Source organism: Streptomyces sp. NPDC050504 (genome assembly GCF_044458065.1).
In the GTDB taxonomy this organism is placed as follows: Bacteria; Actinomycetota; Actinomycetes; order Streptomycetales; family Streptomycetaceae; genus Streptomyces.
The window spans coordinates 42,075-54,420 of sequence record NZ_JBITHO010000017.1 but is presented as its reverse complement, the minus strand read 5'-3'; the positions used below and the strand labels follow the sequence as shown (position 1 = coordinate 54,420).

The window sequence follows — 12,346 nt, the reverse complement described above, 5'->3', positions numbered from 1 at the left end:
CGTGCCGGTCTGTACGCCGAACACCGAACCACGGGAGGCTGACGCCATGCGGAAACTGACCTTTGGCATGAACCTGAGCCTGGACGGATACGTCGCCGCGCCCGGCGACGACCTCGGCTGGAGCGTGCCGAGCGACGAGCTGTTCCAGTGGTGGTCCGACCGGGTGGACGCGACGGACCTGGCGCTGTACGGGCGCAGGCTGTGGGAGACGATGAGCTCCCACTGGCCGACCGCCGACAAGCAGCCGGGTGCCACACCGGCGGCGGTCGAGTACGCCCGCCGCTGGCGGGACATGCCGAAGGTGGTGTTCTCCTCCACGCCCGGCGCGGTCGGCGCGGTCGACTGGAACACCCGCCTGTTCACCGGCGACGCGGTCACCGAGATCACCAGGCTCAAGGCCGACGACGACGGTGGCGGTGGTGGTGGCGACGGCGGTCCCATGGACATCGTCGGTGCCACGCTCGCCGCGGCGGCCATGCGGGCCGGGCTGATCGACGAGTACGTACTGCTCACCCATCCGGTCCTGGTGGGCGGGGGCACGCCGTTCTTCACCGCCCTGGACAGCTGGGTGAACCTGAACCTGGTGGAGACCCGGACGTTTCCCGACGGTGTGCTCCTGACCAGGTACGAGACCAAACGCTGAGCGCTCGGCGCCGGATCGGCGCGGGCGTCGGGGCGTGTTGGGGCGTGTTGGGCAGGGCGGGCCGCGCGTCGGAGGGGCGGGGAAGGGCGGCCCGCCCGCCGCTGTCCGGTACGGCCGGGTGGGGCGTGAGCGGCGGACCGTACGCTGTGCCTGTTCTTCGTACACGTAATACACGTCATACAGGTATGGCTATGTGGGGGAGTTGGAGTGGGAGAGTTCCGACGAGCGCGGCTGGCGGCGGCGGTTGCCGTTGCCTGTGCGACGGTGGCGGGTGTGGTCGTGGGGGTGCCGTCGACGGCGGTGGCGAAGCCGATCGCCGCGCCCGCCGATTTCAACGGTGACGGTTTCCAGGACCTGGTGGTGCCCGCGCCGAACGCCACGGTCGGCGGGAAGGAGGGCGCGGGGGCGGTCGCGGTCCTCTACGGTTCGCGCAACGGTGTGTCCGCCGCGCGCAAGGCGGTGTTCACGCAGAACACCCCCGGGGTGCCGGACGCGGCCGAGGCCTGGGACTACTTCGGCAGTTCGACGGCCTTCGCTGACCTCGACAAGGACGGCTACAGCGACCTGGTCGTGGGCGCGCCGGCCGAGGACGTCGGCAGGGTGAGGGACGCCGGTTCGGTCACCGTGCTGTGGGGCGGCAGGCGCGGCCTGTCCGGGGCCCTCGCGCTCCCCGTACCGGCGTCCGAAACCGGCCGGCTCGGCCAGGACGTCGCCGCGGTGCGCGACGCGGGCGGACCGCGCGTGCTGGTCGCCGGGTACGCCGGGTCCATCGAGTTCAGCGGCACCTTCCGGCGCGACGGGCGCGACATCCGCAGGACCTCGTACCTGAAGTTCGTCACGGACGGTCTCGGCGTCGCCGACTACGGCGACTTCAACGGTGACAAGGTGGCCGAGCGCGTCCTGACGTCGCACAGGGGCGAGGGCGGGAGCGGCGGTTCGGTCCACATCGACCCCGTACGCGGCAGCCGCAATCCGCTGCCCACGGACGGGACGACCACGGCGGTCGGCGATGTCAACGGCGACGGCTTCCAGGACCTGGTGGTCGGCGACCCCGACGAGCCGGTCGCCGGGACGCCCGGCCACAGGGGCGGCCAGATCACCGTCTGGTACGGGAGCCGTACCGGCCTTGCGAAGAAGCCGGCCGTCGTCCACCAGGACACCGCCGGGGTCCCGGGCGCCTCGGCGCGCGACAACGGCTTCGGCACGGCCGTCGCGATCGGCGACCTCAACCGGGACGGCGCGGGCGACATCGTCGTCGGCGTGCCGGGGCAGGCCTTCAAGCGCCAGCTGAATGCCGGAGCCGTCGTCGTCGTCCCGGGCAGGAAGAGCGGCGCCCTGGGCGCGGGCGCCTACCAGCTGTCGCAGGAGACCGCGTCGGTGCCCGGTGACTCCGGGCTGAACGACTCCTTCGGGCACACGCTCGCGGTGGGCGACGTACGGGCCGACGGCCGCCCGGACGTGATCGTCGGCGGGGGCGGCGAGGACGACCACAGGGGCGGCCAGTGGCTCCTGCCCGGCGCGGTCAACGGCCGCCCGACGGGCCTGGGCAGCGTACTGATCACGACGAAGTTCCTCGGCATGGGCTACTTCGACTCTCCTGCGGTGGGCGGTTGGCGGTCGCTCTGACCCCTTCCCGCCAGGTGGGCGCGGAACGCCCACCTGGCGGGAGGCGCGGTTCCCGCACGCGCGGCGGTCCTTGGGACGGGCCCTGGGCTAATCCTTGCGTCACTGGGCCGACCGGTGGTCACTGGACAGGCCGGCTGCGGCCGCCCAGAAGAAGACGTGCCCGCACGTGGGCGACGGCATACGCGAGCGCTCGGCGAGGACGGTCAGCGAATGGCTCACTTCTGTGCTCAGCCGATGAAGTCGGTGGCTGTACGGCCCGCTCCGGTAGGTGTACAGCCGGAAGACCATGACGGCCAGTTCGTCGCGCTCGTCGGCGAAGGTGTCCGGGAGCCCGGCGAGAAACTCGAAATCGCGTTTGCCGGTCGCCGCGTCAGCCACCGCGCTCAGAGGCAGGACATCGAGTTCCGCGGCGGACGCGGACGTGTCGAGCGCGACGGCATGGGCGGTCAGGGCCGCGAACACCTCGATCAACCGTTCGCCCTCCACGGTGCTGATGCCCCAGGCGGCCAGGTGCTCGCGGCGGCGCTCGCGGCGCCACGCCTCCTGGTCCACCACAGGCAGCAGGATCCGGCCCAGGCGCACGCAGCGGCGCCACAGCAGGTCGTGATCGGAGGCCACGGTCGATCCTCCCCGGGTGAGTGAACGGCATGGGGCCGAGGGCGGGCCCGACCACCGCAGGCCCTCCAACGTCCCACCGCGCGCAAAGCACGTACAGACCGCGACCAAGACGCCCTGTCCGGTACTGGGAATCCTCGATCCGGCCGACGCCGTCGGTCTCGCGGCCCGTACCCGGGCTACCGGTTCTTCGTGGCGGATGACTCGTGGGCGGCGAGCTCTTCGGCCAGTTCCATGCAACGCAGGCGGGCCGGAGAGAAGTCGTAGGGCATCTTCCCGATGGCTTCGAACGCGCTCATGGACCCTTCCCCTCTGCCGGAGCTTCGACCTGCTTCGTCCCCACCCTCATCCTCACCTTGATCTTCACCCTCGTCGGTGGCAGCGGGGTGCGAAGCGTCCCAGGAGTCGAAGAGCGCGTCGTCGTCCTCCGCCAGGCCGGAATCCTCGATGACGGCGTGCAGCGCCTCTTCGAAGGCGTGCCGTTCGGCGGCCACCCTGGCCACGCGGGGGTCGTCGACGGCGACCGTGTCGTCGAGCGCCTCCTCGGCGGCATCGACGCGGTCGGATTCCGCCCGCAGATCCGGGTGAGTGGCCAGGGCGATGAAACGGGTGGCCTGGACGGCCGCACCGAGCGGGCCGAAGATCCGCTCGGTGACCAGCAGACTGTCCAGGTCCGCCTGGCGCAGGGAGCCCTCGGGCAGGCCCGTCAAGCGGCCGGTGACGAAGTCGGAGAGCAGGCCCACCCTGCTGCCCTCGGCGCGCATGCGCTGTACGGCGGTCCGCTGCCGCCGCAGTTCCGCTTCCTGGGCGGTGAGGGTCTGCTCCAGCCGTTCCAGGATGCTCCCGATGCCGTCGCCCTCGCCGCCGCTGTCGCGGTCGGAACCGTCGGAACCGGCAGCACCGGCCACACCGGCGGAAGCCGTATCGGCGAAGGCGTCACGGATGTCGTCCAGGGCGATCCCGGCGTCGGCCATCCTGCGGATCCACAGCAGCCGGATCATGTCGTCGTAGCCGTAGCGGCGACGGTCGTCACCGCCCCGCGCGGGCTCGGGGAGCAGGCCGATCTCGTGGTAGTGGCGGATCGCCCGCGGTGTGGTGCCGACGAAGGCCGCCGCGTCACCGATCTTGACCTGACGCGGCGGGACGAAGGGCGAATACATGGGGCAGGGGCCTTCCTCGGTGGGGCGGGACGTGGGTCCACCGGACCACATGCCGCTGCGGAAGGTGCAACCCGGGCCGCGCCGGGCGTCAGATGTCGTCCTCGGCGGGGTGCGGCGCCGAGCGGTCGAAGAAGAGCCGGCCGGGGAGCGTCACGCCGGGGGCTGCGATGACGGTGAGGGTTCCCGCGACGAACCGGAGCCCGGCGTCGTCTCGTTCCGCGTCGCCGACGAACACGGCGGGACCCAGCGCCGCCACGTACCCCACCTACGCGCCGCCGCCCCTCTGCGCCGCGGCTGCGTGCCCACGTTCCCGGGCGGCAGCCACGCCCTGTCCGAGCCGATGCTGGAGCGCACCGTGAACCGTGGGCGCCGTCAGCCGCGCGGCGGCGAGGCCCAGCATCCGCACCGCCGCCACCTCGCCGTGACACCCCAGCCGACCCGACAGGTCCGCGCCCTGCGCGACGGCCCCCCGTACCCTCGTGCTTCCGCACCCCCCTTACGCACCGCGGAGTTGGCGGTCCAGGAACTCGATCAGTCCCGGCTCCGAATCCGTCAACCGCTCGCGTTGCTCAGGCGGAAGGGACGCGAGGGCATCGACCAGAACCCGCTTCCGCGGGATGTGAACCATGTTTCCTGAGTAGATCCTGCAAGGTGAGCACCAGGCGAACCCGATGCAGCGCTCGAACATGGGGGATTCGGGCGGATGGTAGCGATACGCGTACGAGCGGACGGGCGTCCCGCATGCGGCACAGATCCGCAGCTCGCCGTCCAGAACGGACCAGCTGGTCCCGACCTTGCGCCAGTGCTGCCGTCCGGCCGGTGCTCTTCAAGTGTTCATGTCCGGCATTCTGTCCGACAGGGACCGTACGGCACAGCCGGCCGTGCACATCCCGGCCGTCGAGCACAGACCGTGACGGCTCTTGAGCGGCTTCACGAAATCCGGCGGCGCTCAGTCTCAGGCAACCTGCCCGACCTGCCGGACCTGCCCGTCTCGGTCGTTGTGCCCCTGGAAACGAGTGGTCCGGTTCAGCGGCAGAGGCTCATGACGGTGTCGTCGAAGTCGGGGAACTCCTGTGCCGCCTGCTCGATCACGATGGCTGCCGGTACGCGCCCGTTCGCCGCGTACCGCTCCGCGACGGCCGTCAGTTCACGGTCGGGGCGAGGGGTCCAGCCGGGATCGGAGGCGTACGAGGCTGTCGCCTCCCACGGGCCCAAGCCGTCGGACAGGAGCCACAGGAAGGCACCCAGGTTCCGGGCGACGACGCCGGTCTCCCCCTCGGAACCGAGGAAGACGACGGGCTGCTCGACGAGCGGCCGGTCAGGGCGGATCAGCCAGAAGGCGGCGTATCCGCCGGTGCCGTCCTGCCCGAACACGCGGAAGGCGTCGCCGTTCACTCCGCTGTTGCCGGTCCACGCCTGGAACCAGTCGGTGGTCTCATCGGCGGGGAGGAAGGACTCGTAGGGTTCGAAGTCGACGCCGTCCTCACCGACACGGGCGAGGCGGACCGCCATGGCGGCGGCGAGCGCGGGAGGGAAACGGCGGTCTTCGGTCGGCGTCACGCGAACAGGTTAGCGACCGCCGGGATCTCGGTGGCGCCGCTCGGGGGAGCCCCTGGAGCCGGACCGATCCGGCCGGTGCTGGTGCTGGTGCCGGGGCTGGTGCCAGTGCCGGGGCTCGGGTTCGAAGGGGACTCTTCCTGCGGGGCGGTCAGCTCGTCCAGGTTCTGATCTGAGCGGCGACTTCACGTACGGAAAGTCCGTCCCGGGCGGCACGGGCAAGCGGGACCACGGTGTCCAGGCCGGGGCCTACCGGCTGACCGCAGGCCGACAGGTAGGCCGCGGTCACCGTGGCCGCGTACAGGAGGTTCCTGGCTTCCAGGCTCGGGTTCCTCGCGAGCTCGCACAGGAGCGCCGCGGCCTTGTGGTGGGTCTCGGGGTAGACCTCGTGGTCCAGGATCTGTGCCCGGTGGCGGGCTTCCGCCGCGACCGGGACGCCGTAGTCGAGGATCTGGGGGTCTCCCGGGATCTGCTGCGCCACCGCGAGGATCCAGGCAAGGTCGATGCGGAGGTTCACGCGGTGTCCTTCGGCGCGGTCCTCGCCGGCTTGGCGGTCTTCGTCGGCTCGGCGGTCCTCGTCGGCTTGTCGGGGAGGCCGGGGTAGCGGTCCTCGCCGATCTCCGCCTCGAACTCTTCCGCGTACGCGGCCAGGAACGCCGCGGCACCGGCCATGAAGGCGGCGCGCGACTGGTTCACATCGGCCTCGATCAGGTCGGCCACGTACCCCTGCAGGCTCAGGCCGCGGCGCTTGGCCCGCTCTTCGGCGGCCGCCTTGATGTCTTCGTCCAGCCGGATGTTCGTCTGCTTTCCCATGCCCACCAGCCTAGCTAGCCGCTGGTATCGACGACTAGCAATCGACGGCGACTCCACGAGGCAGGCGACTCCTCCAGCTGAGCGACTCCTCCGGCTGAGCGACTCCTCCAGATGTCTGAGAGGCGTCCGAGGGCGCTGCCCATGGGCGCACCACACGTCGCGCGGCCGGTGTCAGAGGCGCGTCGTAGTCTTCCCGGAGTTCAACTGCTCCGGGAGATCCGTATGTTCGCTCGCGCCCGACTCCGCGCCGTCGTCCCCTTTCCCCTGCCCCTGGCTCAGGCCGGTCCACCGGAGATCACAGGGCAGCCCGGCCGCAGGATCCTCGTCCAGCGGAGCGACGAGGAGGCCGTCGCCCTGGCCCTGGACGATGCCTTCGTCGCACGCCCGGGGGCGGGCCTCCGCTTCCCCGCGCCCTGGCCCCGTCACCGCGGGACCTGGGAAGTGGCACCGGACGCCGGCCTGGCCGTCTTCGCCGGAGTGCACGCGGTGTGCGCCGTGGAGCCGTCGGGCGCGGTGCGCTGGGAGGTCCGCCACGGGTGCCGGTACAGCGGGTGCCGGGACATTCACGAGTCGTACGCCGAGTACGCGGACCGGCCGGACCACCGGTACCCGGAGAGCGGGTCCGTCGGCTTCTCGGCGGACGGCCGGCTCGTCTGGGCCCACATACACGGCCCGCTGCCCGAGGGCGAGTTGTTCCCCGACACGGCCGACGAGTGGCTGGTCATCGACGCCGGGACCGGGCGCGTACTCGGCCGGACCGACGCCCGCGCCGGGGCAGCGGGCAGCCTCCACTTCCCCCACCCGACCGATCCCCGCCAGATGGCGCTGAGCATCGGCGAGGGCCAGGACGGGGCGTCGCTGCGCTGGGGCAGGTGGGACGGGCGGGCGCTGACCGTGGACTGCCTGGACGACGACCTGTGCCTGCTGGGCCTCAGCCCCTCGGGCGACCGGCTCATGACCGTCTCCCACGACCAGGACTCCCTCGCCGTACGCACCGTGCGGGGTTCTCGTGGTGCCGCCGTGGACCGGCTGGAGTGGGACGCCGAGGCGGTGATTCCCCGGCACCCCGACGCCCCCGCCCCTGCCCCCGCCGAGGGCGACGACGGGGGCTATGACGAGGACGAGGTGTACGTCTGCTGGGACTGGGCAGGCGGCTTCCTCGACGAGAAGACCCTGATCGTCTCGACCACCGAGTGCGACGAGGAGTGGGGACAGGAGCGGCACTGGCTGGTCGATACGGGGACAGGTGGATTCGTACGGGTCGACTACCCCGCGCCGGTCTCCTGCGAGCCGACCGCGCTGGGCGGCAACGCCTGGTCGACGCTGTCCCCGGACCGCGACGCCCTGCACGTCTGGGAGTTGGAAGGACCGGAGGACTGATCCCGGCCGGACGGCGGTCGGCACGGAGCGGCGCGGAACAGACTGCCGGAAGACCGACGCGGAACGGACCGCTCGGTGAACGCGCGGGCGTCCGGGCCGAGCGGAACACCTCACCCGGTAAGGGCGGAACACCTCCGCCGCTGAGGAGGGCGGATCCCACGCGATGAATTCGGCACGCGGATACAGCGGGGCTTTCGAGCCGAGCAAGGTACAACCTGGCGTACTGAACGATACGCTCGGAATGGAATCACCATCCGTGAATGGAGACGCCGTGAGCGACCAGCCATGGACCATCGAGCGCATCTGTGATGCCCTCGGCAGTCCAGCGCTCACCCAGAAGTTCCTCGGTGAGATCAACAAGGCCCCCGCCTACCAGCTGCTCGATACGTTCGCGAAGTGGCAGGGCCGCGCCGAACAGATCCTCGCCGCGGTCGAACGCGGAAGTGAGATCGCCGCCGCCGAAGCCCGCGGGGACGAGCCGCCCGGCAACTGGATCGACGTCACCGACCGCGTCCTCCGAGAAGCTGCCCGAATCCGCGGACGGGGTGCGGCCTGACCTGACAGGCTGGATGCCGTGTACCGGCTCCTGTGCGACGAGACCCTCCAGGCTGTCTGGGACAGCCTGCCCGATGACGCCGGCCAGCAGCTGACGGCCGCTCTCGCCGACGCCGTCTACGAGCCGTACCTGGAGACCGAGCCGTTCGGCGTCGACGACGGCATCAACCGGCAGTTGATCCGGCCCCTCGTCACCGCGGTCCTCGCCGTGAACGACAAGGCCCGTACCGTACGGATCTACATGATCCAGCACACCCCGCACTGATTCCGCGCAGCGGTGGCTGGCGTCCACGTGGTCCTGGTCCGGGTCCAGGACCAGATCCTGGTGCACCAGACGTCGTCCCGGTGCCCGCAGAGTTCGCCCGAACGAGAAGGCGTAAGACGCCGTGGGCTCCGCGAAGGCCTCACCGATCCCCCGTTATGTTCTTCGCGGCTCTCCTGCAAGGGCCGCGAAGAACGCGACGCGGGGCTGCCGTCGGCCCTGACCACCAGCGTTCGGTGACTCAGGACCAGGAGGCCGTCTGTGGGGCTGTGGCTGCTCAACAACACGAGCACGTTCACGCTGACCGTGCTCATGGTCGGGGCGATCGTGTTCGTGGCTGTCGCGGGCAGCGTGCTCGCCCGCCGCCGGTTCCCCCGCCTGGCCGAGGGCGAGCACAACGAGATGGTCGGCGTCGTGCTGGGCGTGTTCGGCGCGATCTACGGAATCATCCTCGCCTTCGTGGTCGTCACCCTGTGGACGCAACTGGACCACGCCCAGACCGTGGTCTCGCAGGAAGCCACCGACATCGCCCTGGTCGTCCGGGACACCCGGAACCTCCCGCCCGCGGAACGGGAGCGGATCGACAAGGCCGTGAGCGAATACGTACACGCCGTGGTCGAGGTCCAGTGGCCGAGGATGCGCGAGGGCCGTCCGAGCTTCGCCGTCACCGCCGAGCAGGTCGAGGAGATGTACGACGCTCTCCAGGCCTACAACCCGTCCACGCCGCGCGACCAGGCCTTCTACGGAGAGGCCGTCACCCGGCTCAGCGACACGGCCGCCATGCGGCGGGAGCGGATCGACATCGCCACGAACGAGCTGCCGATACTGCTCAAGGTGCTGGTCTACGGCGGTGCGCTGGTCATCATCCTGCTGACCTTCCTCTACGGGCTGCGCAACCTGAAGATCCAGTTGCTCTTCGTGGCGAGCGTCGCCGGACTGATCGGCTTCAGCCTGCTCCTCGTCCTGGTACTGGACCGGCCCTTCGCGGGCGAACTCACCGTGAGCCCGGAGCCGTACAAGGAAGGGGCCCTGTCCCAGTTCTGGCCGCGGAGCGGGCCCACCCCACCATGACGACGGGCCGGGCAGGCGCACCCGCTTGTCGGCAAGGGGCCTTCAGGACCGAGCCGGAGCAGCATCCGGGGAGGGCGTGCCGTCCTTTGCCGTCCCCACCGGCCCGGCCGGGCGGTCCCTCCGGAGGACTCAGGCCCGGCGGCGATGTCGCGGTACTGGCGGTACTGGACGGGAACCGTCTCCCGACCCGCGCAGCCCCGGGGCGCGACTCGCTCTCGCCCGCCGAAGTGGCCGCAACAGCAGACAGGTTGACGACCCGCGGCCTACGATCGACTGATGACGATCGCCGCGGAGGCCCCCACCGCGCCCAGGCCGCTGCGGTTCCTGTCCCTGGAGATCACCGGCCGCTGCCAGCTCACCTGTCCGTCCCTCTGTTACGCCGCGTCCGGTCCTGCGCGGGACCACGGCGGCATGACCGAGGACGACTGGTTGCGGACCATCGACCAGGCCGTCACGCTCGGCACCGAGGAGATCCAGCTCATCGGAGGCGAACCGACCCTCCACCCCGGCTTCGTCCCGATCGCCCGGCACGCGGTGGACGTCGGCCTCCGGGTCCGGGTCTACAGCAACTTCTTCCGCGTCCGCGAAGAGCACTGGCGGCTCTTCGAGCACCCAGGCGTCCGGCTGGCGACGACCTATCACAGCAGCGTCCCGGCCGAACACGACGAAGTCACCGGTCGGGAAGGCTCACACGAGGCCACGCGCGCCAACATCGTCGAGGCCGTCAGGCGCGGCATCCCGCTGAACGTCGCCGTCCTCGACGGCGGTGACCGCGACGGCGGTGACCACGACGGCGGCGGTGGCGACGGCGGCGGTGGCGACGGCGACCGCGACCGCGAACGCGTCGAACGGGCCCGCGCGGAGTTGCTGTCCCTCGGCGTACGCGACGTGCACGTCGGAAAGGTACGGGCCGTCGGCAACGCAGCCCGCACCGCCGCCCGCACCGCGCTGCCGTCCACCTCCGCGCTGTGCGGGCGCTGCGGGGACCAGAGGGCCACGGTCCTGCCGAGCGGCGATGTGGCGGTGTGCGAGATCGGGCGGTTCCTGACCGCGGGCAGCGTCCTGGACACGAGCCTGAACGCGGTGCTGTCCAGCGCCCGGTGGGCCGAGGCGAGCGCGAGCGTCCCGCGGAAGACGGACCCGACGGCCTGCGCCCCTGACTGCCAGCCCGCCGACTCCGACTCCTGCGACCCGGGCAAGAGCGAGCCCTGCAACCCGATGGGCTACGCCCCCGCGGCGACGGGCTCGCCCGCGACCGACGCGCCCACGCTCCCTTGAACGACCAAGGCGCTCACCCGTCCCCGAACGACCGAGACGCCCACGCTCCCTTGAACGGCCGACGTGCCCACGCTTCCCCGAACGACCGAGGCGCCCACCTTTCCCCGAAAGGCCGACGCGCCCACCCTGCCCCGAACGACCGGCGTTCCCACGCAATTCCCGAACGGCCGACGCGCCCACGCTTCCCCGAAGGGGGCCCCGCCCATGGACCGGACGCCAGCGGACTGGAACGACCGTGCCGCCAGGATGGCCGACGCGACCGTACGCCCCGAGTCCCGCTGGCACCGCCCCCTGGCCACCACACCCCGGCACCTGTTCGTCCCCCGATGGTGGACGACCAGGGAGCAGGACGGGACGTGGGCCTACGAGCTGCGCGACGGGGCCGCCGACCCCGACGCGTGGCTGAGCAGCGCCTACGACAACAGCCTCAGCGTGATCACCCGCGTCGGCCCCCACCACGCCGACCACGCCGCTCCCGGCGCCGTGGTGCCGGAGACCCGGCCCACCTCGTCGGCCACGCTGCCCAAACTGGTCGTGACGATGTACCAGCACGCCTTCCTCGCCGACGACTCCCGCCTCCTGGTGACCTGCGGCAGCGGCTACGGGACCGCCCTGGCGTGCCGGCGACTGGGCGACGGGCTGGTCACGAGCGTCGACGTGGACCCCTACCTGGTCCAGGCGGCACAGGACCGCCTGGCCGCGACGGGGCACCGGCCGCGCCTGGAGGTCTGTGACGTGACGGGCGAGCTGCCCGGCGGCTACGACCGTATCGTCTCCACCGTCTCGGTACCTGCCGTCCCTTCCTCCTGGCTCACCTCGCTCACCCCCGGCGGCCGCATGGTGACCACACTGTCCGGAACCGGTCTGCTGATCGTCGCGGACAAGACCCCCGACGGCGGCGCCGCGGGCAGGGTCGCCCCCGAGCCCGCCGGGTTCATGAGCACCCGTCACGGCGACGACTACCCCCTCGCCCCCGACAGCGCCGACCTGTGGGACACCGCGCGGAAGACCGAGGGCGAGAGCGTCACCACGGGCCGCTATCCGGTGATGAGGGTGAGCGGCACCTGGGACGTACGCTCCACGCTCGAACTCACCGTTCCCGGCATCGAGCACCGCATGGAAACGTCCCCGGACGGCACCCGCACCGCCTACATGCTGCACCCGGACGGCTCCTGGGCCCGCGCCACGGCAACCGGCGCCCGGGAACTGCCCACCGTCCACCAGAGCGGCCCCCGCCGCCTGTGGGACGAGCTGGACCGCATCCGCACCTGGCTCGTCATCGACGGCGACCTGCCCGTCGCGGGCGCCGCGGTGCGCATCGACCCGGACGGTACCTGCCACCTCTCGCGCAGCGGCTGGTCGGCGACCATCGGCGCCCGGTGAACG

General features: G+C 71.5%; 14 protein-coding genes and 1 pseudogene. 9 read left to right on the top strand and 6 right to left on the bottom strand.

Going from position 1 to position 12,346, the window contains the following annotated elements; translation table 11 throughout:
• Positions 1-46: 46 nt before the first annotated feature.
• Positions 47-643 (top strand): dihydrofolate reductase family protein, encoded by a 597-nt coding sequence (locus ACIBNE_RS39460; RefSeq protein ID WP_399280624.1) that lies wholly within the window; start codon positions 47-49, stop codon positions 641-643.
• A gap of 207 nt (positions 644-850) precedes the next feature.
• Entirely contained in the window at positions 851-2,269 is a 1,419-nt protein-coding gene (locus ACIBNE_RS39455) for a hypothetical protein (RefSeq protein WP_399280622.1), read from the top strand.
• A gap of 99 nt (positions 2,270-2,368) precedes the next feature.
• Here ACIBNE_RS39455 and ACIBNE_RS39450 read toward each other — a convergent pair whose 3' ends face one another.
• From ACIBNE_RS39450 to ACIBNE_RS39440, 3 genes are all read right to left on the bottom strand, one after another.
• Complete coding sequence (locus ACIBNE_RS39450) at positions 2,369-2,887, bottom strand: hypothetical protein (RefSeq protein ID WP_399280620.1); 519 nt, start codon at positions 2,885-2,887, stop codon at positions 2,369-2,371.
• 176 nt (positions 2,888-3,063) lie between these two features.
• Positions 3,064-4,044 carry a MerR family transcriptional regulator gene (locus ACIBNE_RS39445; RefSeq protein ID WP_399280618.1) on the bottom strand — a complete coding sequence of 327 codons (981 nt, stop codon included), beginning with the start codon at positions 4,042-4,044 and terminating at the stop codon, positions 3,064-3,066.
• An 88-nt stretch (positions 4,045-4,132) separates the two neighbouring features.
• Positions 4,133-4,300 (bottom strand): hypothetical protein, encoded by a 168-nt coding sequence (locus ACIBNE_RS39440; protein WP_399280717.1) that lies wholly within the window; start codon positions 4,298-4,300, stop codon positions 4,133-4,135.
• Here ACIBNE_RS39440 and ACIBNE_RS39435 point away from each other — a divergent pair.
• Positions 4,235-4,396, top strand: a pseudogene (locus tag ACIBNE_RS39435) (glycosyltransferase family 2 protein); the annotation flags it as partial. The gene ACIBNE_RS39440 and the pseudogene ACIBNE_RS39435 sit on opposite strands and share 66 nt — an antisense overlap.
• A 674-nt stretch (positions 4,397-5,070) precedes the next feature.
• Here ACIBNE_RS39435 and ACIBNE_RS39430 read toward each other — a convergent pair.
• The 3 genes from ACIBNE_RS39430 to ACIBNE_RS39420 all read right to left on the bottom strand — a co-directional run bounded on the left by ACIBNE_RS39430 (position 5,071) and on the right by ACIBNE_RS39420 (position 6,414).
• Positions 5,071-5,604: an SMI1/KNR4 family protein gene (locus ACIBNE_RS39430; protein WP_399280616.1), complete on the bottom strand. Its 534-nt coding sequence runs from the start codon at positions 5,602-5,604 to the stop codon at positions 5,071-5,073.
• A gap of 148 nt (positions 5,605-5,752) precedes the next feature.
• Positions 5,753-6,118 carry a hypothetical protein gene (locus ACIBNE_RS39425; protein ID WP_399280614.1) on the bottom strand — a complete coding sequence of 122 codons (366 nt, stop codon included), beginning with the start codon at positions 6,116-6,118 and terminating at the stop codon, positions 5,753-5,755.
• The gene (locus ACIBNE_RS39420; protein ID WP_399280612.1) at positions 6,115-6,414 is read right to left on the bottom strand and encodes a hypothetical protein; all 300 of its coding nucleotides are present in this window, start codon (positions 6,412-6,414) and stop codon (positions 6,115-6,117) included. The genes ACIBNE_RS39425 and ACIBNE_RS39420 overlap by 4 nt, the downstream gene beginning before the upstream one ends.
• A gap of 222 nt (positions 6,415-6,636) precedes the next feature.
• On the opposite strand from ACIBNE_RS39420, the gene ACIBNE_RS39415 reads away from it, so the two are divergent.
• The 6 genes from ACIBNE_RS39415 (at position 6,637) to ACIBNE_RS39390 (ending at position 12,343) form a co-directional block, all read left to right on the top strand.
• Positions 6,637-7,794, top strand: coding sequence for a hypothetical protein (locus tag ACIBNE_RS39415; protein WP_399280610.1), 1,158 nt, complete (start codon positions 6,637-6,639; stop codon positions 7,792-7,794).
• A gap of 271 nt (positions 7,795-8,065) precedes the next feature.
• Entirely contained in the window at positions 8,066-8,350 is a 285-nt protein-coding gene (locus ACIBNE_RS39410) for a hypothetical protein (protein ID WP_399280607.1), read from the top strand.
• Positions 8,351-8,368: 18 nt separating this feature from the next.
• Positions 8,369-8,614 (top strand): hypothetical protein, encoded by a 246-nt coding sequence (locus ACIBNE_RS39405; RefSeq protein ID WP_399280605.1) that lies wholly within the window; start codon positions 8,369-8,371, stop codon positions 8,612-8,614.
• Positions 8,615-8,872: 258 nt separating this feature from the next.
• The gene (locus ACIBNE_RS39400) at positions 8,873-9,682 is read left to right on the top strand and encodes a DUF4239 domain-containing protein (protein ID WP_399280603.1); all 810 of its coding nucleotides are present in this window, start codon (positions 8,873-8,875) and stop codon (positions 9,680-9,682) included.
• A gap of 276 nt (positions 9,683-9,958) precedes the next feature.
• On the top strand, positions 9,959-10,960 hold the full coding sequence (locus ACIBNE_RS39395; RefSeq protein WP_399280601.1) for a radical SAM protein: 1,002 nt from the start codon (positions 9,959-9,961) through the stop codon (positions 10,958-10,960).
• 204 nt (positions 10,961-11,164) lie between these two features.
• Positions 11,165-12,343, top strand: a complete 1,179-nt coding sequence (locus ACIBNE_RS39390) for a methyltransferase type 11 (protein ID WP_399280599.1) — start codon at positions 11,165-11,167, stop codon at positions 12,341-12,343.
• Positions 12,344-12,346 lie beyond the last annotated feature (3 nt).